Annotated in this window: 23 protein-coding genes and 1 pseudogene; 14 read left to right on the plus strand and 10 right to left on the minus strand. The window is 70.9% G+C overall.

Features of this window, described 5'->3' with window-relative positions; all coding sequences use genetic code 11:
- On the minus strand, positions 1–963 hold a 963-nt coding region (locus tag K7854_RS33060), incomplete at its 3' end, for an ABC transporter permease (RefSeq protein ID WP_226030249.1).
- Positions 957–1,697 (minus strand): ABC transporter ATP-binding protein, encoded by a 741-nt coding sequence (locus tag K7854_RS33065; protein WP_226030250.1) that lies wholly within the window; start codon positions 1,695–1,697, stop codon positions 957–959. The genes K7854_RS33060 and K7854_RS33065, both read right to left, overlap by 7 nt.
- Before the next feature lie 180 nt (positions 1,698–1,877).
- Between K7854_RS33065 and K7854_RS33070 the strand changes: the two genes are divergently transcribed.
- Both K7854_RS33070 and K7854_RS33075 read left to right on the plus strand, forming a co-directional pair.
- On the plus strand, positions 1,878–3,182 hold the full coding sequence (locus K7854_RS33070) for a sensor histidine kinase (protein WP_226030251.1): 1,305 nt from the start codon (positions 1,878–1,880) through the stop codon (positions 3,180–3,182).
- Entirely contained in the window at positions 3,155–3,814 is a 660-nt protein-coding gene (locus K7854_RS33075) for a response regulator (protein ID WP_264088039.1), read from the plus strand. Before K7854_RS33070 ends, K7854_RS33075 begins: the two co-directional genes overlap by 28 nt.
- Before the next feature lie 206 nt (positions 3,815–4,020).
- On the opposite strand, the gene K7854_RS33080 is transcribed toward K7854_RS33075, so the two are convergent.
- The 3 genes from K7854_RS33080 to K7854_RS33090 form a co-directional block, all read right to left on the minus strand.
- A complete protein-coding gene (locus K7854_RS33080) occupies positions 4,021–5,388 on the minus strand; it encodes a carbohydrate-binding protein (protein WP_226030253.1) in 1,368 nt (455 codons plus the stop codon).
- Positions 5,389–5,525: 137 nt separating this feature from the next.
- The gene (locus K7854_RS33085) at positions 5,526–6,473 is read right to left on the minus strand and encodes a LysR family transcriptional regulator (RefSeq protein ID WP_226030254.1); all 948 of its coding nucleotides are present in this window, start codon (positions 6,471–6,473) and stop codon (positions 5,526–5,528) included.
- Positions 6,474–6,537: 64 nt separating this feature from the next.
- Positions 6,538–7,503, minus strand: a complete 966-nt coding sequence (locus K7854_RS33090; protein ID WP_226030255.1) for a helix-turn-helix transcriptional regulator — start codon at positions 7,501–7,503, stop codon at positions 6,538–6,540.
- A gap of 75 nt (positions 7,504–7,578) precedes the next feature.
- On the opposite strand from K7854_RS33090, the gene K7854_RS33095 reads away from it, so the two are divergent.
- Positions 7,579–7,971, plus strand: coding sequence for a VOC family protein (locus K7854_RS33095; protein WP_226030256.1), 393 nt, complete (start codon positions 7,579–7,581; stop codon positions 7,969–7,971).
- A gap of 12 nt (positions 7,972–7,983) precedes the next feature.
- Here the strand turns inward: K7854_RS33095 and K7854_RS33100 are convergent.
- Together K7854_RS33100 and K7854_RS33105 are read right to left on the minus strand one after the other, a co-directional pair.
- Positions 7,984–8,298 (minus strand): annotated as a pseudogene (locus tag K7854_RS33100) (hypothetical protein); the annotation flags it as partial.
- Positions 8,299–8,309: 11 nt separating this feature from the next.
- Positions 8,310–8,741, minus strand: a complete 432-nt coding sequence (locus K7854_RS33105; protein WP_226030257.1) for an ATP-binding protein — start codon at positions 8,739–8,741, stop codon at positions 8,310–8,312.
- 158 nt (positions 8,742–8,899) lie between these two features.
- Here K7854_RS33105 and K7854_RS33110 point away from each other — a divergent pair, with 158 nt between their 5' ends.
- Both K7854_RS33110 and K7854_RS33115 read left to right on the plus strand, forming a co-directional pair.
- Positions 8,900–9,748 carry a helix-turn-helix domain-containing protein gene (locus K7854_RS33110; RefSeq protein ID WP_226030258.1) on the plus strand — a complete coding sequence of 283 codons (849 nt, stop codon included), beginning with the start codon at positions 8,900–8,902 and terminating at the stop codon, positions 9,746–9,748.
- A complete protein-coding gene (locus tag K7854_RS33115; RefSeq protein WP_226030259.1) occupies positions 9,745–9,936 on the plus strand; it encodes a DUF397 domain-containing protein in 192 nt (63 codons plus the stop codon). Before K7854_RS33110 ends, K7854_RS33115 begins: the two co-directional genes overlap by 4 nt.
- Here the strand turns inward: K7854_RS33115 and K7854_RS33120 are convergent.
- Entirely contained in the window at positions 9,887–10,777 is an 891-nt protein-coding gene (locus tag K7854_RS33120) for a helix-turn-helix transcriptional regulator (protein ID WP_372481102.1), read from the minus strand. The genes K7854_RS33115 and K7854_RS33120 overlap by 50 nt on opposite strands.
- Before the next feature lie 86 nt (positions 10,778–10,863).
- On the opposite strand from K7854_RS33120, the gene K7854_RS33125 reads away from it, so the two are divergent.
- The 4 genes from K7854_RS33125 to K7854_RS33140 all read left to right on the plus strand — a co-directional run bounded on the left by K7854_RS33125 (position 10,864) and on the right by K7854_RS33140 (position 13,837).
- Positions 10,864–11,625, plus strand: a complete 762-nt coding sequence (locus K7854_RS33125; RefSeq protein ID WP_226030261.1) for an SDR family oxidoreductase — start codon at positions 10,864–10,866, stop codon at positions 11,623–11,625.
- A 1-nt stretch (position 11,626) separates the two neighbouring features.
- A complete protein-coding gene (locus K7854_RS33130) occupies positions 11,627–11,836 on the plus strand; it encodes a 4-oxalocrotonate tautomerase family protein (protein ID WP_226030262.1) in 210 nt (69 codons plus the stop codon).
- 157 nt (positions 11,837–11,993) lie between these two features.
- Positions 11,994–13,352, plus strand: coding sequence for an NADP-specific glutamate dehydrogenase (gene gdhA, locus K7854_RS33135; RefSeq protein ID WP_226030263.1), 1,359 nt, complete (start codon positions 11,994–11,996; stop codon positions 13,350–13,352).
- 281 nt (positions 13,353–13,633) lie between these two features.
- The gene (locus tag K7854_RS33140) at positions 13,634–13,837 is read left to right on the plus strand and encodes a cold-shock protein (protein WP_003974279.1); all 204 of its coding nucleotides are present in this window, start codon (positions 13,634–13,636) and stop codon (positions 13,835–13,837) included.
- 128 nt (positions 13,838–13,965) lie between these two features.
- Here the strand turns inward: K7854_RS33140 and K7854_RS33145 are convergent, their stop codons facing one another.
- Both K7854_RS33145 and K7854_RS33150 read right to left on the minus strand, forming a co-directional pair.
- A complete protein-coding gene (locus K7854_RS33145; protein WP_226030264.1) occupies positions 13,966–14,325 on the minus strand; it encodes a GvpU-like protein in 360 nt (119 codons plus the stop codon).
- 49 nt (positions 14,326–14,374) lie between these two features.
- Positions 14,375–14,731, minus strand: coding sequence for a MerR family transcriptional regulator (locus K7854_RS33150; RefSeq protein ID WP_226030265.1), 357 nt, complete (start codon positions 14,729–14,731; stop codon positions 14,375–14,377).
- A gap of 513 nt (positions 14,732–15,244) precedes the next feature.
- On the opposite strand from K7854_RS33150, the gene K7854_RS33155 reads away from it, so the two are divergent.
- The 5 genes from K7854_RS33155 to K7854_RS33175 all read left to right on the plus strand — a co-directional run bounded on the left by K7854_RS33155 (position 15,245) and on the right by K7854_RS33175 (position 22,256).
- The gene (locus tag K7854_RS33155) at positions 15,245–15,892 is read left to right on the plus strand and encodes a hypothetical protein (protein ID WP_226030266.1); all 648 of its coding nucleotides are present in this window, start codon (positions 15,245–15,247) and stop codon (positions 15,890–15,892) included.
- 41 nt (positions 15,893–15,933) lie between these two features.
- Positions 15,934–16,413: an Imm26 family immunity protein gene (locus K7854_RS33160; RefSeq protein WP_226030267.1), complete on the plus strand. Its 480-nt coding sequence runs from the start codon at positions 15,934–15,936 to the stop codon at positions 16,411–16,413.
- Positions 16,414–16,474: 61 nt separating this feature from the next.
- Complete coding sequence (locus tag K7854_RS33165) at positions 16,475–16,948, plus strand: hypothetical protein (protein WP_226030268.1); 474 nt, start codon at positions 16,475–16,477, stop codon at positions 16,946–16,948.
- Between the two features lie 29 nt (positions 16,949–16,977).
- Positions 16,978–17,502: a barstar family protein gene (locus tag K7854_RS33170; protein WP_226030269.1), complete on the plus strand. Its 525-nt coding sequence runs from the start codon at positions 16,978–16,980 to the stop codon at positions 17,500–17,502.
- A gap of 116 nt (positions 17,503–17,618) precedes the next feature.
- The gene (locus tag K7854_RS33175; protein WP_226030270.1) at positions 17,619–22,256 is read left to right on the plus strand and encodes a DUF6531 domain-containing protein; all 4,638 of its coding nucleotides are present in this window, start codon (positions 17,619–17,621) and stop codon (positions 22,254–22,256) included.
- The last annotated feature ends 9 nt before the right edge of the window (positions 22,257–22,265 follow it).

Genomic DNA, 22,265 nt, shown 5'->3' on the forward strand with positions numbered 1-22,265 from the left:
GGCGTACGCACCGAGGGCGCAGCCCGCCGCGGAGGCGAGGACGCCGAGCCCGAGGGCCTCGGCCAGCACCGTCCGGCGCAGCTGTCCCGGGGTCGCCCCGGCCGTGCGCAGCAGCCCGAACTCCCGGCGCCGCCGGTCCACCGCGAAGGCGAAGGTGGACGCCACGACGAACACCGACACGAAGGCGGTGACGCCGCCGGCCGTGCCGAACAGGGCGTTCAGGGCGGTCAGCGCCTCGCGGTCCCGGCCGGGGTCCGCGTCCGCGTACCGCCGCTCGTCCCCGGCGAGCACCCGGACGCCCGCGCTGCCCGGCACCGAGTCCCGTACGGCGTCCCGCACCGCCTGCCGTACGGCGGACGCCTCCGCGTCGACCGTGAGCTGCACGCTGACCGGGGCGAGCGCGGCGGCCCGCGCGTCGGTGAAGAAGACGGCGTTCTCGAACCCGAGGCCCGGTACGGTCCCCACCACCCGCAGCGCGCCCCGGTCCGTGCGCACCCGCTCGCCCGGCGTGGCCCAGCCGCCGGTGACGACGACCTCGTCGGCGGCGCGCGGCGCACGGCCGGCGTCGATGCGGTACGGGGCGGACGCTGCGGTCGACCACGGGTGGCCCACCAGATCACCGGGACCGCGGCTGCCGTCCCGTACCCGCACCGGGAAGGACCGGTCCTCGACGACGGTGCCGAGCCGCTTCAGCCGGGCCATGACGCCGTCGGGCACGGCACGCGGCCGCGCCAGCTCCTGCGTACGCTCCCCGGAGGCCGTCGGCACCCGCAGGGTGTCCTGCCCCCGCACCACCACCGGCGCGGCGGCGAACCGCTCCGGCCCGCGCTCCGGCGCGTCCAGCGTGGCGGCCAGCGCCAGCCCCGACACGGTCAGCAGGGCGACACCGAGCGCCAGCGCGACGAAGCTGCCGGTGAAGGCGGTCCAACGGGTGCGCAGGGTGTGCAGGGCGGTGGTCAGCACGGGGCCGTCTCCAGGCGGGTCAGGTGGGCGGCGACCGTGTCGGCGGTCGGGGCGGGCAGCTCGTCGTGCAGGTGGCCGTCGACCAGGAACAGCACGCGGTCCGCGTACGCGGCGGCGACCGGGTCGTGGGTGACCATGACGACCGTCCGGCCCTCGCCGTCCGCCATGGCGCGCAGCAGGCGGAGCACCTCCCGGCCGGCGCGCGAGTCCAGCGCCCCCGTCGGCTCGTCGGCGAACAGCACCTCCGGGCGGGTGATCAACGCGCGGGCCAGGGCGACGCGTTGCTGCTGGCCGCCGGACAGCTCGGCCGGCCGGTGCCGGGCACGGTCGGCGAGACCGACCTGGCGCAGCGCCTCGCGCACCCGGTCCCGCGGCGGTCGCCGTCCGGCCAGCCGCAGGGGGAGCGCCACGTTCTGCGCGGCGGTCAGGGACGGCAGCAGGTTGAACGCCTGGAAGACGAAGCCGACGCGTTCCCGGCGCAGCAGGGTCAGCCGCCGCTCGCTCAGCCCGGTCAGCTCGGTGCCGCCGACGACGACCGATCCCGACGTCGGCCGGTCCAGTCCGGCGGCGCACTGGAGCAGGGTCGACTTGCCCGAGCCCGACGGGCCCATGACCGCGGTGAAGCTGCCGCGGCGGAAGGAGAGGGACACGTCGTCGAGGGCGGTCACGGTGCCGTCGCCCGCGCCGTACCGTCTGCTGACGGAACTCAGTCGGATCGCGTCGTCGCTGGTCATCAGTCTCCACTTCCCGATGTCCGGGCTGTTCGATGGGGTGCCCGGTGCGCCAACGAAACCGCGCGGGGCGGCACCGGCGCAGTGCGGCAGGGGCTAGAGCGGGGGTATGGCCCGCCCTACCCCCGTTGCTCGCCCTGGGCCGATGGCCGTGCCGCCCGTCTCGGTCCTACGGTGAGCCGCATGCGCTCTCGCGACCTGTGGCAGGCCCTGTCCGCCCGCCGCTACCTCCTCTCCGCCTGGCCGTGGCGGGCGACCGCCTACCTGCTGACCGGGGCGGTGACCGGCGCCGCGACCCTGGTGGGGCTCGCGGTCGCCCTCGTCGTCGGGGGAGCCCTCACCGTCGTGCTGGTGGGACTGCCGCTGCTGCTGCTCACCGCCCTCGCCGGTATCCCTCTGGCCCGGCTGGAACGGCACCGGCTGCGTCTGGTCGACCGCGCCCCCGTGCCCGGCCGGCCGGTGCGGGAGCCGCCCGCCACCGGCCCGTGGCCCTGGCTGGTCACCCGGCTGCGCGAGCGGGCGACCTGGCGGGAGCTGGGCCACGCGTTGCTGTTCGCCCTGCTGCTCTGGCCGCTGGACGCGCTGGTCGTCGCCTTCGCCCTGGCCGTACCGCTCCATCTCGCCGCCACCCCGCTGGTGATGGCGACGTTCGGCGGCGGCGAGGAGGCGAAGGTCCTCAAGCAGTGGACGGTCACCACCTGGCCGACCGCGTGCGGCGTCGCGGTGCTCGGGCTGCTGCTCCTCGCCCTCGGCGGCTACGCGCTGGGCCTCGCGGCGGGCGCGCGGGCCGAGCTGGCCCGGGTGCTGGTGGGCGCCCCGCGCGAGGGCGATCCGGACGCCAGGGAGGCCAGGGTCGTCGAACTCACCCGGTCCCGGGTGCGGTTGGTGGACGCCTTCGAGGCCGAGCGGCGCCGGATCGAACGCGACCTGCACGACGGCGCCCAGCAGCGGCTCGTCGCCCTGACGATGTCCCTCGGCCTGGCCCGCCTGGACGCCCCGCCGGGACCGCTGGCCGACCAGCTGGCCAAGGCGCACGGCGAGGCGGGCGAGGCCCTGGCGGAGCTGCGCGAACTCATCCACGGCATCCACCCCAAGGTCCTCGCCGACTACGGACTGCCCGCGGCGGTCGCCGACGCCGCCGACCGCTCCGCCGTCCCCGTCGACGTCGCCCTGGAGCTGCCCGGGCGGCTGCCCCGGGCGGTCGAGGCCGCCGCCTACTTCGTGGTCCGCGAGGCCCTGGCCAACATCGGCAGGCACAGCGGCGCCGACCGCGCGGAGGTGACCGGCGGCCACCGCGACGGACGGCTCGTGCTGCGGGTGCGCGACGACGGCCGGGGCGGGGCCGACGCCGCGGCGGGCAGCGGGCTGACCGGGCTCGCCGACCGGGTGTCGGTCCTGGATGGCAGACTCTCCCTGTCCAGCCCGCCGGGCGGACCGACCCTGCTGAGCGTGGAGATTCCTTGCGAGTGGACCGAACGCTTCGCGTAGTGCTCGCCGAGGACAGCGTGCTGCTTCGGGACGGCCTGACCGGCCTGCTCGCCCGCTTCGGCCACGAGGTCGTGGCCGCCGTCGGCGACGCGGAGGCCCTGGTCGCTGCCGTGCCGCAGCACGACCCGGACGTCGTCGTCACCGACGTCCGGATGCCGCCCGGCTTCCAGGACGAGGGCCTGCACGCGGCCGTACGCCTGCGCGCCGAGCGGCCCGCCCTGCCCGTCCTCGTCCTCAGCCAGTACGTGCAACGGGCCTACGCCGCCGAGCTGCTGGACTCCGGCGACGGCACCGGCGTCGGCTATCTGCTCAAGGACCGCGTCGGCCAGGTCGAGGAGTTCGTCGACGCACTGGCCGAGGTCGCGGACGGCGGCACGGTCGTCGACCCGGAGGTGGTACGCCAGTTGCTGCGCCGCCGCCGGGACCCGCTGGAGCGGCTGAGCCCGCGCGAGCGCGAGGTGCTCGCCCTGATCGCGGAGGGCCGGTCGAACGCGGCCATCGCCCGTGAACTCGTCGTCTCCGAGGCGGCCGTGGGCAAGCACATCGGCAGCATCCTCACCAAGCTCGACCTGCCCCCGGCGACCGAGACCCACCGCAGGGTGCTGGCGGTGCTGACGTATCTGCGGGCCTGACGCGGTTCGCCAGCACGCCTCCGGCAGCCGTGCGGACCGTTCCGCACCGTGTGCGCGGTGTACGACGGCTGCCCGCACCCCGTCCTCCCCGAGGACCGAGAGGTGGCCGCCGCGGCACGCAGGACGACGTGACAGGGCCCGGGCGCTCTCCCTCACGCACGCCCGGGACCCTTCCCCCGTTGTCCCCTGTGGGGGTCAGTGGGGTGTCACACCCGCTGCCAGAGCGCGGGCACGTTCGGCGGCTCCCAGCCCGCGTAGGCCTGGTGGCCCTGCAGGCAGCGGTAGGTGGCGCCGCCGTACGTCACGGTGTCGCCCGGCTGGTAGACGGTGCCCGCCGCCCAGGTGCCGCCGGGCTCGCCGGGCTCCTCGCCGCCGTCGTCGCCGGTGGTCTTGAGCGTGAGCCCGTAGTTCTGGAGCAGCGCGTTGATCGGCTGGAAGAAGGTCTCGCCGCCGGTGCGGCAGTCGCCCGAGCCGCCCGAGGTGACGCCCTGCGCCTGGCTGCCGGAGATGTAGGAGCCGCCGGAGTCACCGGGCTCGGCGCACACCGTGGTCTTGGTGACCGGGGAGATGGTGCCCTCCGGGTAGGTGACGCTGGTGTTGTGCTGCGTGATGGTGCCGCAGTGCCAGCCGGTCGTCGAGCCGGACCGGCACACGGACGCGCCGACCGGCGCCACGGTGGAGCCGGTGACCTGGACGTTCTGCCCACCGGAGCCGAGGACGTACGGGGTGGCCGTCCACTGGGAGTTGGTGGCCACCCACGCCATGTCGCGGCCCGGGAAGATCGAGCCCTGGAAGGTGCCCTGGGCCACCCGGTTGGCGCCCGTGGTGCTGGCCCCGGTCCGGCCGCAGTGGCCCGCGGTGGCGAAGCCCTGCTGGGTGCCCTTGGTGACCGGGAAGCCGATCGAGCAGCGGCTGCTGTTGTTGATGTAGTACGCCTCGCCGCCGCGCAGGTCGTAGAAGGTGCGGGGCCGCTCGGTGCGCCGGTCGACGCGGGCGAGGGAGTCGTCGACACCGGCCGCCGTGAGCAGCTTGCGGGCCGCGGCGGGACGGATCGCCTCGACGACGACGGTGTTGGCGCGCGAGTCGACGTACCAGACCGGCGCGTCGGCGGTGTTCAGGCCGGCCGCCGCCTTGTCCAGGCGGGACTTGGCCGCGTCCAGGTCGGCGAGCGAGTGGCGGACGACCTTCGCCTTCGCGCCCCGCGCCTCGATCGCGGCGACGTCGGCCGCGTCGGTCGTAGCGACGGTCAGGGTGCCGGACTCGGCACCGTCCACCCACGCGCCCGCGAAGTCGCCGCCGAGCGCGGCCCGCAGCCTCCCCGCCGTGGCCCCGGCCTCGGCCTCGTTGACCAGGCGGCGCTCCGCCTGCTGCCGGTCGAGACCGAGGTCCCGCTGCATCGCCTTGAGCAGGGCGGGGGGCGCGGCGTCGGTGCGCAGGGTCTCGGCGGCGGTGGGGGCGGAGCCGGCGGGTGCCGTGCCGGCGCTCGCGGAGCCGCTGAGCCCGGCCACGAGCAGGGCCGCGGTCGCGGCGACGGCGGCACCCACGGCTCTGTGGTGTCGGTGTCGGTGGGGCATGGGGGATCTCCTCGGTCTCGGTGGGGAGGTGCCGAAACCGTAGGGAGGGCCGACCGGCCGGCATAAGAGGTCAGTCGTCCCTCTCCCCGGCGTTATGGAACCCGGTGTTACGGAACCGGGTGGCGCGGAACCCGCTGTCACGGAACCCGGTGCGCCGACATCCACTCCGTGTAGCTGTCGCTGTTCGCCGCCACGTTCGCGTGCGCCATGCGCGCCTGCGAGAGCACCGCGGCGGCGGTGTCCTGCCGCTGGGTCGCGGCGTGCCAGCCGAGCAGGTGCCGCCAGGTCAGCGGCGTGCCGACCAGCGGCCGGGTCAGGATCTGGGGCGTGGTCGGGAAGGTCGCCCGGCACAGCCCGACCGCCCGCCCCACCTGCACCAGGTGCACGAGGGACGCGGTGTCGGTCTCGTACATACGGCGCGGGGTGAAGCCCGCGCGGGCGCAGGAGGCGGTGAAGCAGTCGCCGAAGCAGCCGTCGCCGGGCACGCAGGCCCACTCCTCGTCCGCCAGCTCCGTCAGGTCCACCTCCGCCCGGTGGGCGAGCGGATGGCCGTCGGGCACCATGACGAACACCGGGTCGACGGCGACCTCCCGCCACACCAGCCCCTCGCCCGGCGGCGGTGGCGCGGTGCCGCAGGTGCCGGCCAGCGCGAAGTCCAGCCGGCCCTCGGTCAGTTGACCGGCCAGCTCCCGCTCGGACCACGAGGTGCAGGTCGTCATCCGGGCGTCCGGCGCCACCCCGGCCAGCCGGTCCAGCAGGGCGCCCAGTAAGGGCCCGTGGGTGCCGCCGATCCGCAGCCGCTCGGCGGTGCGCGGGGCACGGGCGAACCGGGCCGCCTCCTGCTGCAACTCGGTCACCGCCGGGAGCACGATCCGGCTCCGCTCCAGCACCAGTTCGCCCAGCGCGGTGGCCCGCACCCCGTGCCGTCCCCGGACGAACAGCGCGCCGCCCAGGGCCCGTTCGATCCGCTTGAGCTGTGCGCTCAACGCGGGCTGCGCGAGCCCGAGAGCCGTCGCCGCCCTGGTGAGACTGCCGGCGTCGGCGATGGCCCGGACCGTCTTGAGATGCCGCAACTCCAGCTCCATGAGGGGAGCTTGCGACGCGGGGAGTGCGGGGGCAAGGGGTTGGTACGGACCTGTGGAGGAAACTTCAAGTACTTGCCTCCTCGTTCGCGGCGAGCAGCTCCCGCGTCCGGCGCAGCAGCGCCGCCCGCACCGAGTCCGGGGCCAGCACGCGCAGCGGCGTGCCGAGGCTCAGCAGATACCGGGCCAGCCCCTCCGCGCTCGACCCGCCGACCTCGACGACGGTGCCGTCCGGCCCGTCGGCCCGGTGCAGCCCGACCGTGGCGGGAATCAGCCGCAGCGCCTCCTCCATGGGCACCGGCAGCCGGACGGTGGCCAGCAGCGCGTACGGTCCGGTCGCGCTCGCCCGGGACACGAGCAGCGCCGGATCGGGCGGCGGCTCGGTGAACTCGACGGCCCGCCCGGTCGGCTGCAGCCGCTCGACCCGGTCGGCCCGGAAGGTCCGCCACTCGCCCCGCTCCACGTCCCGGGCCACGAAGTACCAGCGCCGCCCGGTGTGCACGAGCCGGTACGGATCCACGTCCCGCACACTGGCCCGCCCGCCCCAGTCCCGGTACGCCATCCGGGCCCGCTCGCCCCGCCGGCAGGCGGCCGCCAGCTCCAGCAGCGTCCCCGCCGCGACCTGCGGCTCACCGGCCCGCGGCGTCTGCACGAACGCGGCGTCCATGTCGCCGAGCCGGTCGCCCAGCCGCTTCGGCAGCACCTGCCGCAGCTTCAGCAACGCCGACAGCGCCGCCTGGTCCCCGCCGAGCGCCCCGCTCAGCGCGGCCTCCCGCAGCCCGACGGCCACGGCGAGGGCCTCCTCGTCGTCCAGGATCAACGGCGGCGTACGCGTCCCCGGCCGCAGCCGGTACCCGCCCCACGGCCCCGGGTCGGAGTCGACGGCGTACCCCAGCTCCCGCAGCCGCGCGACGTCCCGCCGCACCGTACGGTCCGTGACCTCCATCCGCTCGGCCAGCTCACCGCAGGTCCAGGCGGGACGGACGGCGAGCAGGGAGACCAGCCGCAGCAGCCGGGCGGAAGTACTGAGCACGGTGCGGAAGTCTGCCACGCGTCCGGCTGCCGACCAGGACCGAACCTGTCCTGGTCACGTCCTACGGTCTCCTCCATGACGACAACGCAGCACACCCCGGCCCCCGCCTTCCGCTACTCGGCCGTCACCTTCGACTGCTCCGACCCCGCCGCGATGGCCCGCTTCTGGGGCGAGGTACTCGACCTCACCGTCTCCTTCAACACCGACGACTTCTACTTCCTCGGCGGCAAGGACGGCGCCCCCGGCCTCGGTTTCCACCGCCTGCCCGACTACCGCCCGCCCACCTGGCCGGGCACCGACCAGGAGAAGCAGGCCCACATCGACGTCGGCGTCGACGACCTGGACGCGGGCGAGGCCCGCCTGCTCGCCCTGGGCGCCACCAAGCCCGAATTCCAGCCGTCCCCGGACCGCTGGCGGGTACTGCTGGACCCGGCGGGTCATCCGTTCTGCGTGTCGACGGTGGCGTGAGGGCCGGGAGGACTACTCGGCCTCGAAGACGGCCTCGGCGGTGGGTGCGGTGACGGCTCGTGCGAGCCAGTGACGGAGAACCCCGGGGTCGCCGCACGCTGTGATACGTCCTCGTACGTCCTCGGAGACAGTGAGGCCGCGCTGCTCCAGGACGATCAGCAGAGCCTCGGCGCCGGCCTGAGCACGGCCCTCATCCCGGATCTCTTCGGAGATGTACGACTTGTAGAAGGAGAGGTCCATGGCCACCAGGTTCCTCCAGAGGTGCTTGGCCGGGCGGTTGCCCAGACCGTGTGCGGTGAATTCCACGCGGCGTTCGACCGGGCTGGCCTCGGTCAACCTCAGAACGTGGGTTCCGGTGGTGTGCAGCGCAGTTCCGCCCACACCGTCTTGCGCGGGAAGCGGCCCTCGGTCACTCCCCAGCGGAGCGCCAACGCCTCCACCAGCAGCAGGCCCCGGCCGGATTCGGCCCCGGGGGACGGGCATTGGGGGCGGGGCAGCTCCTCGCCCCGGGTGTCGGTCACCTCGATGCGGAGGGTGTCGCCGACGACGTAGAGCGTGAGCCGGAAATCGCGGCCGGGGACGCGCCCGTGGTCCGCCGCGTTGTTGGCCAGCTCGGCGACGAGGAGGCGTGCCGGATCCAGGGGCAGGCCCCAGGAACGGAGTTGCTCGGTCGCGAGCAGGCGGGCGAGGCGGGCGCCGCGTGGCGTGGGGGACAGCTGCACGCTGAAGTTGCGGACGGACGCGGAGAGTTCGGCGGATTTCTGGTTCACGTCACTCAGCGTGGCGGCGTGTGCGTACCGTGAAAAGTGACTCAGCGGGTACGTGCCGTGACTGTCCGGTGGTTGTCCATCGCTGTCGGGGCTGTCGGCACGCACCGTACGGGTAGGGCGCTGGGGGCAACACGGCGAGCACGACGAAGGGGTGCGGGATGACGGTCGAGACGGACGAGCCGGGGTGGGAGGTCGACCCCGACGACGAGTGGGGCGTCGCGGTCATCACCACGGTGGGACGGCAGTTGAAGCTTCGTCGCGAGGCAGCGGGGATGCGGGCCGGCGAGTTCGGAGTGGCGGTCGGGTACGGGGAGGACCTCGTCTACAAGGTCGAGGGCGGCAAGCGGATTCCCCGACAGGAGTATCTGGACAGGGCGGACGAGGTGCTGGGCGCCGGTGGGCTCATCTCGGCGGCCTGGGAGGACGTGAAGAAGGTCCGGTACCCGAAGAAGGTGCGGGAGCTGGGGAAGCTGGAGGGGAAGGCGGTTGAGATCGGCATCTACGAGTGCAACAGCGTCCATGGGCTGTTGCAGACGCCGGAGCATGCCCGAGCGCTGATGGAAGCGGCCCAGCCGCCGTACTCCGCAGACGACGTACAGCGAATGGTGGCTGCCCGCATGGCTCGGCAGTCGGTCTTCGAACGCGACCCGGCCCCGTCGATCCACTTCGTCCTGGAAGAGGCGCCGTTGCGACGGCCGGTAGGGGGCACAATGGTGCGGCAGCAGCAGCTCGAACGCCTGTTGGAGGTGGGGGCGTTGAACCACGTCTCGCTTCAGGTGATGCCGACGGACACCGATGCCCACCCGGGTGTGGACGGCAAGATCGAGCTGTTGAAGTTCCCGGACGGCACGGCAGTAGGACGTAGTGATGGCGCGTTCAACGGTCGGCCGACCGCTGAGCCGAGGGAGCTGCGCATCCTTGAACTGCGGTATGGCACCATCCGGGCGCAGGCTCTCCCCCCGAGAGCATCGCTTGCCTTCATCGAAAAACTGCTGGGAGAAACATGATCCGCGAGACCGAACTGGTCTGGTTCAAGAGCAGCTACAGCAGCGGTACGGACGGCAACTCCTGCGTTGAACTGGCCCTCACCCCCGCCACCGTCCACGTCCGGGACTCCAAGCACACCGACGGTCCCCGCCTCACCCTCACCCCCGCTGCCTGGGCGAGCTTCCTGCCGTACGCTTCGCGGCGCTGACCTCCTGCGTTCCGACGACCGACAGCAGCTCCAGCAAGCCCGCGCTCTCCGTCCCCACGGCCGGGGTGAACCACAGGAGCCGCTGGCGGCCGTCCTCGCTGAAGAGGTTGAGGCAGTTGACCTCGATCAGGCCGATCACCGGGTGGAGCAGCCGTTTGCGGTCGTCGCGCCGGAAGGCGACCTCGTGCTCCGCCCACAGCGCGGCGAACTCGGGGGATACGCCGAGCAGCGTACGGATCATCGAGCCGGTCTCCGGATCCTTGGCGTCCCGGCGGGCGGCGGCGGCCCGCAGGTCGGCGACGAAGGCGCGGGACTGGGCCTCGTGGTCGGCCTCGGGATACAGCAGCCGGGCCGCCGGCTCGGTGAACCACCGGTGCACGAAGCTGGCGCGGGGCCCCCGGTAGCCGGACTGGTCCCCGAGCAGCGCCACGGCCAGCGGATTCTGTACGAGGGTGACGTGCAGGTCGGTGATCACCTGCGCCGGGGTGGAGGCCATCCGGCCCAGCAGGTCCAGCATGCCGGGGTGCACGTGCGAGGCGGGCCCGCCCTGCACGGGGACGGGCCGGTCGGCGAGCCGGTACAGATAGTCCCGCTCGTCGGCGGACAGCCGCAGCGCCCGCGCCAGCGCGGCGATCATCTGCTCGGACGGCTGGGACCCGGCGCCGCGCTCCAGCTCGTTGTAGTAGTCCACGGAGGCCCCGGCGAGCTGGGCGACCTCCTCGCGGCGCAGCCCCGGCACCCGGCGGCGCGGCCCGGCCGGAAGGCCGACGTCGGCGGGGCGGATGCGCTCGCGCCGCGACCGCAGGAACGCCCCCAGCTCGGCGTACTTCACAGCGCTCATGAGGTCCATTCTGCGCCGGGCCGGGCCGCCGACCCAGGGGATGGCATCCCCTGGCTGCGCAGTCCGACCGGGCGCATCGTGGATGCATGACCACGAACACGAACGAGAACACGGTGACGGACGCCCGCGTGGCGATCGTCACCGGCGGATCGCGCGGCATCGGCCGTGCGGTCGCGCGCAAGCTCGCCGAGGACGGCCTGGCCGTCGTCGTGAACTACGCCCGCGGCGCCTCGGCCGCCGACGAGACGGTGGCGGCGATCACCGCGGCCGGCGGCCGTGCCGTCGCCGTACAGGCGGACGTGGCGGAGGAGAAGGAGGTCGCCGCCCTGTTCGACCGGGCGGAGGAGGAGTACGGCGGCGTCGACGTCGTCGTGAACGCGGCCGGGCGGATGACCCTGTCGCCGATCGCCGACCTGGACCTGGCCGCGCTCGACGCCATGCACCGCACCAACATCCGCGGCACCTTCGTCGTCGCCCAGCAGGCGGCGCGGCGACTGCGCGCCGGAGGCTCGTTCGTCGGCTTCTCGACCTCCGTGGTGGGGACGCAGTTCCCCACGTACGGCGGCTACGCGGCGAGCAAGGGCGCCGTGGAGGCGATGACGATGATCCTGGCGCGGGAGCTGCGCGGGCGGGACATCACCGTGAACACGGTCGCCCCCGGCCCGACGGCCACCGACCTGTTCCTCGACGGCAAGACGCCCGAGCAGGTCGAGCGGCTGGCGAAGACGCCGCCGCTGGAGCGGCTGGGCACCCCGGAGGACATCGCGGCCGTGGTCGCCTTCCTGGGCAGCCCCGCCGGGCACTGGGTGAACGGCCAGATCCTGCGCGCCAACGGAGGGATGATCTGACATGCCTTTCGCCCACTTCAAGGTCCCCGCGGGCACTCTCTCGCCGGAGGACAAGAAGAAGATCGTCGAACGCACCACCGACCTCTACGCCGAGATCTACGGGGAGCGCGCCCGCCCCACGACCGTCGTCCTGGTCGACGAGGTCCCGGACGGAGGCTGGGGCGTCGCGGGCAACGTCCTGACCGCCGCGATGTTGAACGGGGAGGGGTAGCGTCACCGGGAGGTCTTCGTCTCATCCAGTGATCGGGTGCTGGCCACGGGGTTTACATGCGCGTAACACTTAAGTGTCCCGCGCGCGGCAACGGCGCCGAGCGCCTCCCACCGGTCGCTGCATGCGACCGGTGCCCGCCGTGCCAGAAAGGGCCCCTGTGACGACGCGAAGCGAGACGCAGACCACCCTCGACCACCTGCTCACCGAGATCGAGCACCGCAACCCGGCCCAGCCCGAGTTCCACCAGGCCGCGCACGAGGTCCTGGAAACGCTGGCTCCCGTCGTCGCGGCCCGCCCCGAGTACGCCGAGCCGGGCCTCATCGAGCGGCTGGTGGAGCCGGAGCGCCAGGTGATCTTCCGGGTGCCGTGGCAGGACGACCAGGGGCGTGTGCGCGTCAACCGGGGCTTCCGGGTGGAGTTCAACAGCGCGCTGGGCCCGTACAAGGGCGGTCTGCGCTTCCACCCGTCGGTCAACCTGGGCGTCATCAAGTTCCTGGGCTTCGAGCAGATCTTCAAGAACGCGCTGACCGGCCTCGGCATCGGCGGCGGCAAGGGCGGCAGCGACTTCGACCCGCACGGGCGCAGCGACGCCGAGGTCATGCGGTTCTGCCAGTCGTTCATGACCGAGCTGTACCGGCACATCGGCGAGCACACCGACATCCCGGCCGGTGACATCGGCGTCGGCGGCCGGGAGATCGGCTACCTCTTCGGCCAGTACCGCCGGATCACCAACCGCTGGGAGGCCGGCGTCCTCACCGGCAAGGGCCAGGGCTGGGGCGGTTCGCTGATCCGCCCGGAGGCGACGGGCTACGGCAACGTGCTCTTCGCGGCGGCGATGCTGCGCGAGCGCGGGGAGGACCTGGAGGGCCAGACCGCGGTCGTCTCGGGCTCCGGCAACGTCGCGATCTACACCATCGAGAAGCTGACGGCCCTCGGCGCCAACGCCGTCACCTGCTCGGACTCCTCGGGCTACGTCGTCGACGAGAAGGGCATCGACCTCGACCTGCTCAAGCAGATCAAGGAGGTCGAGCGAGGCCGCGTCGACGCGTACGCCGAGCGCCGCGGCGCCTCGGCCCGCTTCGTGCCCGGCGGCCGGGTCTGGGAGGTCCCGGCGGACCTCGCCCTCCCGTCGGCGACGCAGAACGAGCTGAACGAGGCCGACGCCGAGGCACTGATCCGCAACGGCGTCAAGGCGGTCTCCGAGGGCGCGAACATGCCGACCACCCCCGAGGCCGTCCACCTGCTCCAGCAGGCGGGCGTCGCCTTCGGCCCCGGCAAGGCGGCCAACGCGGGCGGCGTCGCGGTCAGCGCCCTGGAGATGGCGCAGAACCACGCCCGTACGGCGTGGACGGCGGCGCGCGTGGAGGAGGAGCTGGCGTCGATCATGACCAGCATCCACAGCACCTGCCACGAAACCGCCGAGCGCTACGGCGCTCCCGGCGACTACGTCACCGGCGCGAACATCGCCGGCTTCGAGCGGGTGGCCGACGCAATGCTGGCGCAGGGCGTCATCTGACGGAACCCGCCTGCCGAATAATTCCTGCGAAATGAACGCCCATAAATCTGTACTCGCGGGAAGAGGGTTTGACGGAACGCGCCGCCAGTTTCCTTGCAGTGCTGAACTCGGGGAAATTACTCGGCGCGTACCGGGCGCTCTGACGTGCTACTGTCGTTATCAGTTGCAGTTGTGGTTCCCGAATTTTTGACGCCGGTCTTTTTCCGGTCGGGGTGATCATTGCGGCGACACGGCGTCCGTACAGTGCGGGCGCCGGTGCACTGCCCCGAAGGAGAAATGGCATGGCTACTGGCACCGTGAAGTGGTTCAACGCGGAAAAGGGTTTCGGCTTCATCGAGCAGGACGGTGGCGGCGCTGACGTGTTCGCCCACTACTCGAACATCGCCGCCCAGGGCTTCCGCGAGCTGCTCGAAGGCCAGAAGGTGAACTTCGACATCGCGCAGGGCCAGAAGGGCCCGACGGCCGAGAACATCGTCCTCGCCTGACGTCGACGCGCCCGCGGGCGCGCTCTTGCGGCTGAGGCCCGCATCCTTCGGGGTGCGGGCCCCAGCCGCATCTGCTTTATCTGCTGTATCTGCGGACTCCCCGAATTCCCGGGGAGTCCGTTCCCGCTTCAGTGGTCGGAGTAGCTGAAGTCCCCCACGGTCCAAGCACTGACGTCCTCGATCGCCACGCGGTACATCCCTCCCGTCTCCGGGATTCCCATCGTGCCCTGGAGGATCCGGGCGACGTGGAAGTGCAGGTGGGAGGGCGGTCCGTCGTTTTCCGCCGGAGCATCGAAGGCGGCGGAGAAGGCGCTCAGCTCGGCGGAGTCCGTCAGCACTTCCGACACCCTCTTCCGCCACACGGACTCGGGGGCCAGGCGGCCGGTGATGACAGCACCGTGGGTGACCACGGTCAGGGACATCCGGCTGCTCTGTGCGGACTCCACACGGGCAGCGATGTCCATGAGCAGCTCGTCAGGCTTCGACATGAGAACGGATTTTATCCGCAGGCTCGCGCGGGCGGGCCGGTCGGTGCCACTACCGGCCGGAACGGGTACTCCCCGACTTGTCTCCGGTCGCCCCGGCGCCACCGCGTCGCAGCTCCTCGTTGATGCGCTGAGCCTCTTCGAGCTGGTCTTCCAGGATGATGATGCGGCAGGCCGCCTCGATGGAGGTTCCCTGGTCGACCATCTCGCGGGCGCGAGCGGCGATACGCAGCTGGTAGCGGGAGTAGCGGCGGTGGCCCCCCTCCGAGCGCAGCGGCGTGATCAGCCGCGCTTTGCCGAGGGCCCGCAGGAAGGCGGGCGTGGTGCCCAGCATCTCTGCCGCCCGCCCCATGGTGTACGCGGGGTAGTCGTCGTCGTCGATTCGGTCGAGCGGTGTGTCTGCGGTCATCTGCACCTCTGTTGGCGTAATGCGTCGAGGGGCCTTGGTGCCGTACGGCACCAAGGCCCCGAGGGATTTGTAACACCATCTGCCGGCCTACTGCACTGCCGGCCTTCTGTTGAGGGATCGCGGATGCGTGACCGTGGGACCACCTTCCGTTCCGGGGCCTGCGGTACCCGGCGAGAACGCTCTCGGCCGGGCGATCCTGATGGCGTCCTCCTCCTTCTCTCCGTGTCGTACTTCCGGTGTTGCTGGTCCTGCTGTTCCACATGCGGGCAGTTCGTCTCTGCCACGCCTCACTGACTTCTTGGCTACGACAGAAGAGTAACCACAGCGACAGTCATATGTCTACATCGGCCGCTACAGCTTTTCATCCAAGCAGGTGAACGACTTTCTCCTCCGGGGGTACGCGGTTCGTGCTGTCAGGCCCTTCGTTCCGGACACCGCCGCCGTCCGGCCTCCGATCAGTGGGACGATGACGGAACAACGGATCGATCGACGCAGGGGGAGGCCGGGCACGCCATGGCCCGTTACACGGAAGCACTGACCGTCGAACGGGGCGGGTTCCGCATCAAGGTGCCGGAGTCCTGGTGGGAGTTCGACGTACGCCCGGAGTCCCGGGACGACTCGATCCGCCGCATGGTCGACGACCGCATACGCCGGCACCCGGAGCTGAAGCCCTCCCGCTCCGCCTACGTCATCTTCCTCCAGAAGGCGGCGTCCGACGCGTGGAAGTCGGGCGCGCTGTACTGCGGCTGCATGGCGGAGAGCTTCGGCGGCGACACCCCGATCACGGGTTCGGTCACCGTCTCCCTGATCGGCGGCCGCACGTCCTCCGGCGACCCGCTCCCCACCGACCCGGCGGCCATCGCCGGCCAACTCGCCGTCAAGGAGGCGAGGAAGCCCGGTGACTCCTGGCGCAAGGTCACCACCGTCGACATCCCCGGCGTCGGCCCCGCCGCCCGCACCCAGGGCATCGAGGACATCCCGGTCCCGGGCGACGCCCTGAACCGCACGGTCCGCGCGGTCCTGATGCAGACCTACATCCCGGTCCCCGGCCAAGAGGGCAAGGTCGCCCTGGTCGCGGGCAGCAGCCAGGTCCTGGACCTCGCGGACTCCTTCTTCGACATCTTCGACGCGATCACGTCCACGTTCCGCTTCGCGGGCTGACCAGGGGCACCCGGTAGGTGGGTGGTATGCCATTGAGGAGAATGAAGGGGCAGCGTCGCAGGCACGAGGTCGGTGACGTGTTCGTCCTTCAGGCGGCTGACGCCAGCTACCGATTCGGCAGAATTGTGAAAGTGGGGGAGAGCGGGTCTCGCGGACGCTTTCCTGGCGGGATCCTTGCCTACATCTACGACGTGGCCTCCGACGATCTTCAGTGCGACCTCGCCACGCTGACAGTGGACCGACTGCTGATGCCACCGTTCTTCACCGTGAACTGGCCCTGGCAGAAGGGCTACTTCCGAACTGTCGCGCATGAGGACCTGGAGCCCGCGCACGTGCTGCGGCAGCACTGCTTCTACGACGCCAGCACCGAGGGCTACGTGGACGAGAACGACGAGATCCTCCGGGAGCGGGTCGAGCCGTGCGGCTGGTTCGCACTGACGAACTTCGAGCACTTCCAGCACGAACTGGACGAGGCCCTCGCCGGACGCCCGGTGTTCGGGGCACACGCGGCGTGCAGATGACTGAGCCCGGCCACGTACTGCCCGGAGGGGACAACGGAGTGAGCGGGTCGGGAGGAGGGAATTGACCTCGCCGACCGCCTGGAACTGGCAGACCGGCGAACGACTGCTGGCTCTGGACGACCCGGAGGAGTGGGACGCCGCGTTCGAGCGCGGGGAGAGAAGCCTCGGTACGGCGGCGATCGGACTGGCCTTCAACTGCACGCTGGAGGAGGCGTCGCCCCGGATCATCAGGGCGATGCAACTCCCGGACGTCGCCCAGCGGGGGTTCGCCTTCACCGCGGCAGGGACGGCGGCCCGCCTCAACGGCGCACTGACGCCGGAGCTGTACGCCGCACTGCGGGCGGAAGGCCCGGGCCGCAGGAGCATCGCGGTGAATGCCATCGACGACACCCTCACCTTCGTCCCGTTCCGACGACTTCCGACGTGGCTGAAGTGCTGGAGCGTCGTCTCGACGGTGCGGAACAAACTGGACGCGTGGCGGCTGAGCTTCTCCTACGCGGTGACCGACGCCTGGAAGGCGGTGCGCAGACGATGAGCCCGCGCCCTCCGCACCCGCACACAGCGATGCCTCGCCCGGAACCCTTCGTGCTCTTCGGCCCCGCAGGCGCACTCGGATTCCGGGCGCGGGCCGCGGGCTTGGAAGCGGCCGGAGGTCACGTCCACCACTTCGACTCCCGCGAGCTGACGACCGAGCAGGGCATCCACCGTTCCTTCGCGCAAGCCCTCCGGTTCCCCGGCTACTACGGCGCGAACTGGGACGCCTTGGTCGACTGCCTGAGCGACCTGTGCGGCGCAGCCACGGGCGGTGTCGGCATCGTAGGCGTCATCCGCGACGCGGACCTAATCCTGGACGCGGACCACTTCCCCCTCCTCGTCTCGGTCCTCTGCCAGGGCACGGACCGTGCCAACGCCTCCGTCGACCTCGACGGCTTCCCCTTGGACCGCCCCGCCATCTCCGAGCACTTCCACTTCGAGTTCCGCGACTTCGATCCCGAAAGCATCGCGCCCCGCGTACGCCAACCCGACCTGACCGTCACCACAGCAGCCGATCACGTCGCAGCGGCCCTGGACCCCGAGGTATGGCACTGACAGACTTCGGGCCGCCCCCTTCCGAACCATCTTTCTTCGAACTGCCGTGCCTTGTAAGTTCACGTGTGCGCACGGGTAGTTGCTGGTGCGGCGTGTGAGTTGACGGGGGTTGCGGGATGGCGGGCCACAGGCCGAGTGACTGGCATGTCCTGGACCTGGACAAGGACCCGACGCCGGGTGATCCGCAGCGGGTGCGCACGCTCGCGAAGACGCTGCACGACTTCGCCGACGACGTCTCGGAGGCGTTGCGTCTGGTGAAGGGGATGGCGGGGGAGTCGACACTCGCGGAGTGGGCGGGGAAGTCGGCGACGGTCTTCAAGGACGAGTTCTCGGGTGTGCCGAAGAACTTGAAGAAGCTGGAGAAGTCGTACGGGATGTGCGGCGACGCGCTCGCGGACTTCTGGCCGAAGCTGGAGCGGGCGCAGGCATTGGCGGACCGGGCGCTGGTGAAGGCGCGCGAGGCCCGCCAGGACCTGTCCTCGGCGCAGTCGAAGCTGTCCTCGGCGGATTCGTGGGTGACGCGGGCGTCGAAGGAGGCGGACAAGTACAAGGACGATCCGACGGGCAGCAAGTCGGACGCGGACAAGCCGGACGAGGCGAAGGTCCGGGCCGCCACCCGGGACGTCCAGCACGCCAAGACCGCGCAGACCAACGCCCAGTCGGCCGTCGACTCGGCGCAGAGCGCGCTGGACGCGGCGAAGAAGATGGCCGAGGACGCGCGCAAGATGCGTGAGGACGCGGCGCGGGAGGCCAAGAACAAGATCGACGAGGCGTCGGACGCCGGCATCCAGAACCGCTCGTGGTGGGAGGAGGTCGGCGACTGGTTCTCCGACAACTGGGATTCCATCGTCGCGGTCTGCAAGGTCGTCGTCGCGATCGCTGGAATCGTCGCGATGATCATCGGCGGGCCGATCCTCGCCGCCATCGTCGTCGTGGCAGGACTCGTCGTGCTCGCGGACACCTTGTACAAGTACTCGAAAGGCCAGGCGTCCCTGTGGGACGTCGGATTCGCCGCTCTCGACTGCATACCGGGCATGAAGGGCCTGACGACCCTCGGCGGACTCGCAAAGGGGCTCAAGGTCCTGGGCAAGGGTGGGCTCAAAGCCATGGCGAGGGGCTTGGGCAAGCGAGGACTGCGCAAGGAGGCCGACGACGCGCTGGCCAACAGCAAACCGCCCAAAGGACGGTGCAAGAACGGCGATCCGATCGACATGGTCTCTGGCGAGATGCTGTTGACCACACTGGACGTGTCGCTTCCCGGAATACTCAGGCTGGCAGTCGCGCGTACCCATGTCTCCACCTACCGATCGGGCCGGTGGTTCGGCCCCTCCTGGGCCTCCACGTTCGATCAGCGCTTGGAACTCGACGACGAGGGGGTCCTGTTCGCCACCGCTGACGGCATGGTTCTGCACTACCCAAGCCCGGCGGACGACAGTGAGGTGCTGCCGATCGAAGGCCCTCGCTGGCCGCTTGCCTGGGACGCGCATCGGCCCGGTGCGATACGTGTGACGGACCCGGACTCGGGGATCAGCCGTCTTTTCGCGCCAGTGTCCTGTCCCGAGCACGATACGGCGTTCACGCTGCCGCTTCAGGCGATGTGGGATGGCAACGGCAACCGCATAGAGCTCGCATACGGACCCGACGGTGCTCCGGTCTCCCTTCGTCACTCGGGTGGCTACCACATCCGCATCGCCACAGCCGAGGCACGCGTCACGGCAATGAGTCTGATCGGTTCCGCGGACGACGAGACGACCCTGGTCGAGTACGGCTACGACCAGGGGCGTCTGACCGAAATCGTCAACTCCTCCGGCTTGCCCTACAGGTACGCCTACGACGGTGAAGACCGGATCACCTCATGGGTCGACCGCACGGGCTCCTGGTACCGCTACACCTATGACGCGGCTGACCGCGTCATCCGCGGCGAAGGCATTGACGGAGTGCTGACCTGCGCTCTTCAGTACGACGCCGACGCACGTACGACGCGGTACACCGACTCGTTGGGTCGTACCACCACGTACCAGCACAACGAGAGGATGCAACTCGTCTCGTCGACAAACGCCCTGGGTCATACGGTGCACAACGAATGGGACGCACACGACCGTCTCCTGGCACAGACGGACGCGTTGGGGCACACCACGCACTACGGGTACGACTCCGTGGGGAACCTGACCACGGTTGTGCGTCCCGATGGCGCGACGACCGAGGCCGAGTACAACGACCAGCGCCTGCTGGTCCGAGTGGTGCTCCCCGGGGGAGCTGAATGGAGGCACTCGTACGACGGCCGAGGCAACCACATCGCGACGACCGGGCCGTCGGGAGCCACGACCTCATACGAGTACGACCGGTTCGGCGGACTGATTGGGGTCACGGACCCGACCGGCAGCACCAGCTCCGCCCGGTGCAATGCGGCCGGGCTCCCCGTTGAGTTCACAGACGCGCGAGGCGCCGTACGGACCGTCGAACGTGACGCTCTCGGACGGGTGAGCACCTTCACTGATCCACAGGGCCGGGTGACCCGGCTGCGCACGACCGTGGAGGGCCGAACCGTCTGGTGCCTCGCACCGGACGGGACCGAGGAACACTGGGTGTGGGACGCCGAGGGCAGGTTGGTCTCCCAGACCGACCGCGCCGGACGGACGACGACGTTCCAGGTCGGGACGTTCGGCCAGGTGGTGTCCCGACGTCTCGCCGACGGAACCCGCCATCTCTTCGCCTACGACACGGAACTGAACCTGCTCAAGGTGACGGACCCGCAGGACAACGTGTGGGCATACGAATACAACGCGGCGAACCAACTGGTGAGCGAAACGGATTTCGGCGGGCGACAGATCCACTACGAGCTGGACGCCATGGGTGCCCCGATCGCCCGAGTGAACGGTGCCGGGGAACGGGTGTACTTCCAGCGCGACGTGCTCGGCCGCATCACCGAGACCGAGTACGACGGGATCTCGGCACGGTACAGCTACGACGTTGCGGGCCGAGTTGTCCGGGAAACCACGCCGGACACCGTCGTCGAGCGCACCTTCAGCGCGGAGGGACTGCTGCTGTCCGAGGGAATCGACGGCAGGACGACGACCTTCGCGTACGACGTACTGGGGCGGCGCGTCGAGCGGCGCACACCGACGGGAATCGTGTCGACGTGGACGTACGACGAGGCGGGGCATGGCGCCGCTCTCGTGACCGACGGACACCGTATGTCCTTCGCGTTCGACGAGTACGACCGTGAGACGAATCGCCTCCTGCCGGGTGGGGTCAGCCTCACACAGTCGTGGGACGAGAGTGGCCGCCTCTCCACCCAGAGCCTCACACGTGTCTCGGGGCCCAAGGAACAGGGCGCCCTGCTCCAGCGGCGCGAGTACCGCTACCGAGCCGACGGAGTGCCCGAGTCGGTCGACGAGGCGACCACGGGACGGCGTCACTTCACCCTTGATCCGCGAGGGCAGGTGACCCAGGTGGACGCCCGGGGATGGAACGAGAGCTACCAGTACGACGCGCTGGGAAACATCACACAGGCGTGCAACCCCGTGATTCCGGACGGCGACACACAACGGACGTTCGTCGGGACCCGAATACAGCACTCCGGACGCACCCGCTACGAGCGGGACGGCGAGGGGCGCATAGTCCGCGAGATCCGGCGGCTGCTGAACGGGCAACGCCGGATCCGCTCGTTCCGCTGGAACAGTCGTAACCAGCTCGTGGCGGCGACGACTCCCGAGGGCTGCCGCTGGCGGTACCGGTACGACGCCGCGGGCCGGCGGGTGGCCAAGCAGCGATTGACAGGGGAGGGCGGCGTAGCCGAGGAGACGCTGTTCGCGTGGGACGGCACCCGTCTCGTGGAGCAGTTCTCGCCCCACGGCCGAGCCAGTACCTGGGACTACATGCCTGGCAGCCATCAGCCAGTGAGTCAGCTCGACCGGGCAGCCGCGGACACCGACGCGCGGTTCCAGGCGATCGTCGCGGACCTGTCCGGTGCACCGGCCGAGCTGGTTTCGGCGCACGGGGAGGTGGTGTGGCAGCGGCGTACCACCGTCTGGGGGAGCCTCCTGCCCGAGGGCACCGAGGTTGTCAAAGGCCAGGAGGCGGTGGACTGCCCCTTGCGCTTTCCCGGCCAGTACGCCGACGACGAGACGGGCTGGCACTACAACTTCCTGCGGTACTACGACCCGCTCACGGGGCAGTACGCCAGCCCTGACCCGCTCGGCCTCGGACCGTCGGCGAACGACAGCGCCTACGTGCCCAATCCGTGGGCCTGGAGTGACCCGCTCGGCCTTTGGTGGCAGGACCCCGACAACAACAACCAGTTCGGACGTGACCCGAATCTCCCGGAGGGAGACCGGGAGTACACGCGTGACAACCAGTATCCGTCCGGTTACCGGCAGACGACGCACGATGAGATGGTTCGACGGTTCACGGACGAAGGACGGGCGATCAACGGAGTCCCCCGGGACGCCACCACGGGCGAGCGGGTCCCCCGCGATCAGTTGACGTGGCGCAACGGCAACAACGAGGTCATCTGGAACCCCCAGGCGGACAACCCGAAGCCGTTCCACCGTACGGTGACGTACGAACACCGCAACCCGGTGGTCACGCACTGGAACACCCAGGGCCGCTTCACCGACCGCCCCACCCGGAACGACTTCTACAACGAGACGAGGGACCTCGAGCCCATGGAGTGGCGCGAGAACTCGCGAGGCGGTGGTCAGATGACGGAGACGTACATCCAGGAAGTCGGAGACGGATACTCGTGCACCTGATCACGGAGG

This window comes from Streptomyces hyderabadensis (assembly GCF_020404845.1).
Taxonomy (GTDB): Bacteria; Actinomycetota; Actinomycetes; order Streptomycetales; family Streptomycetaceae; genus Streptomyces; species Streptomyces hyderabadensis.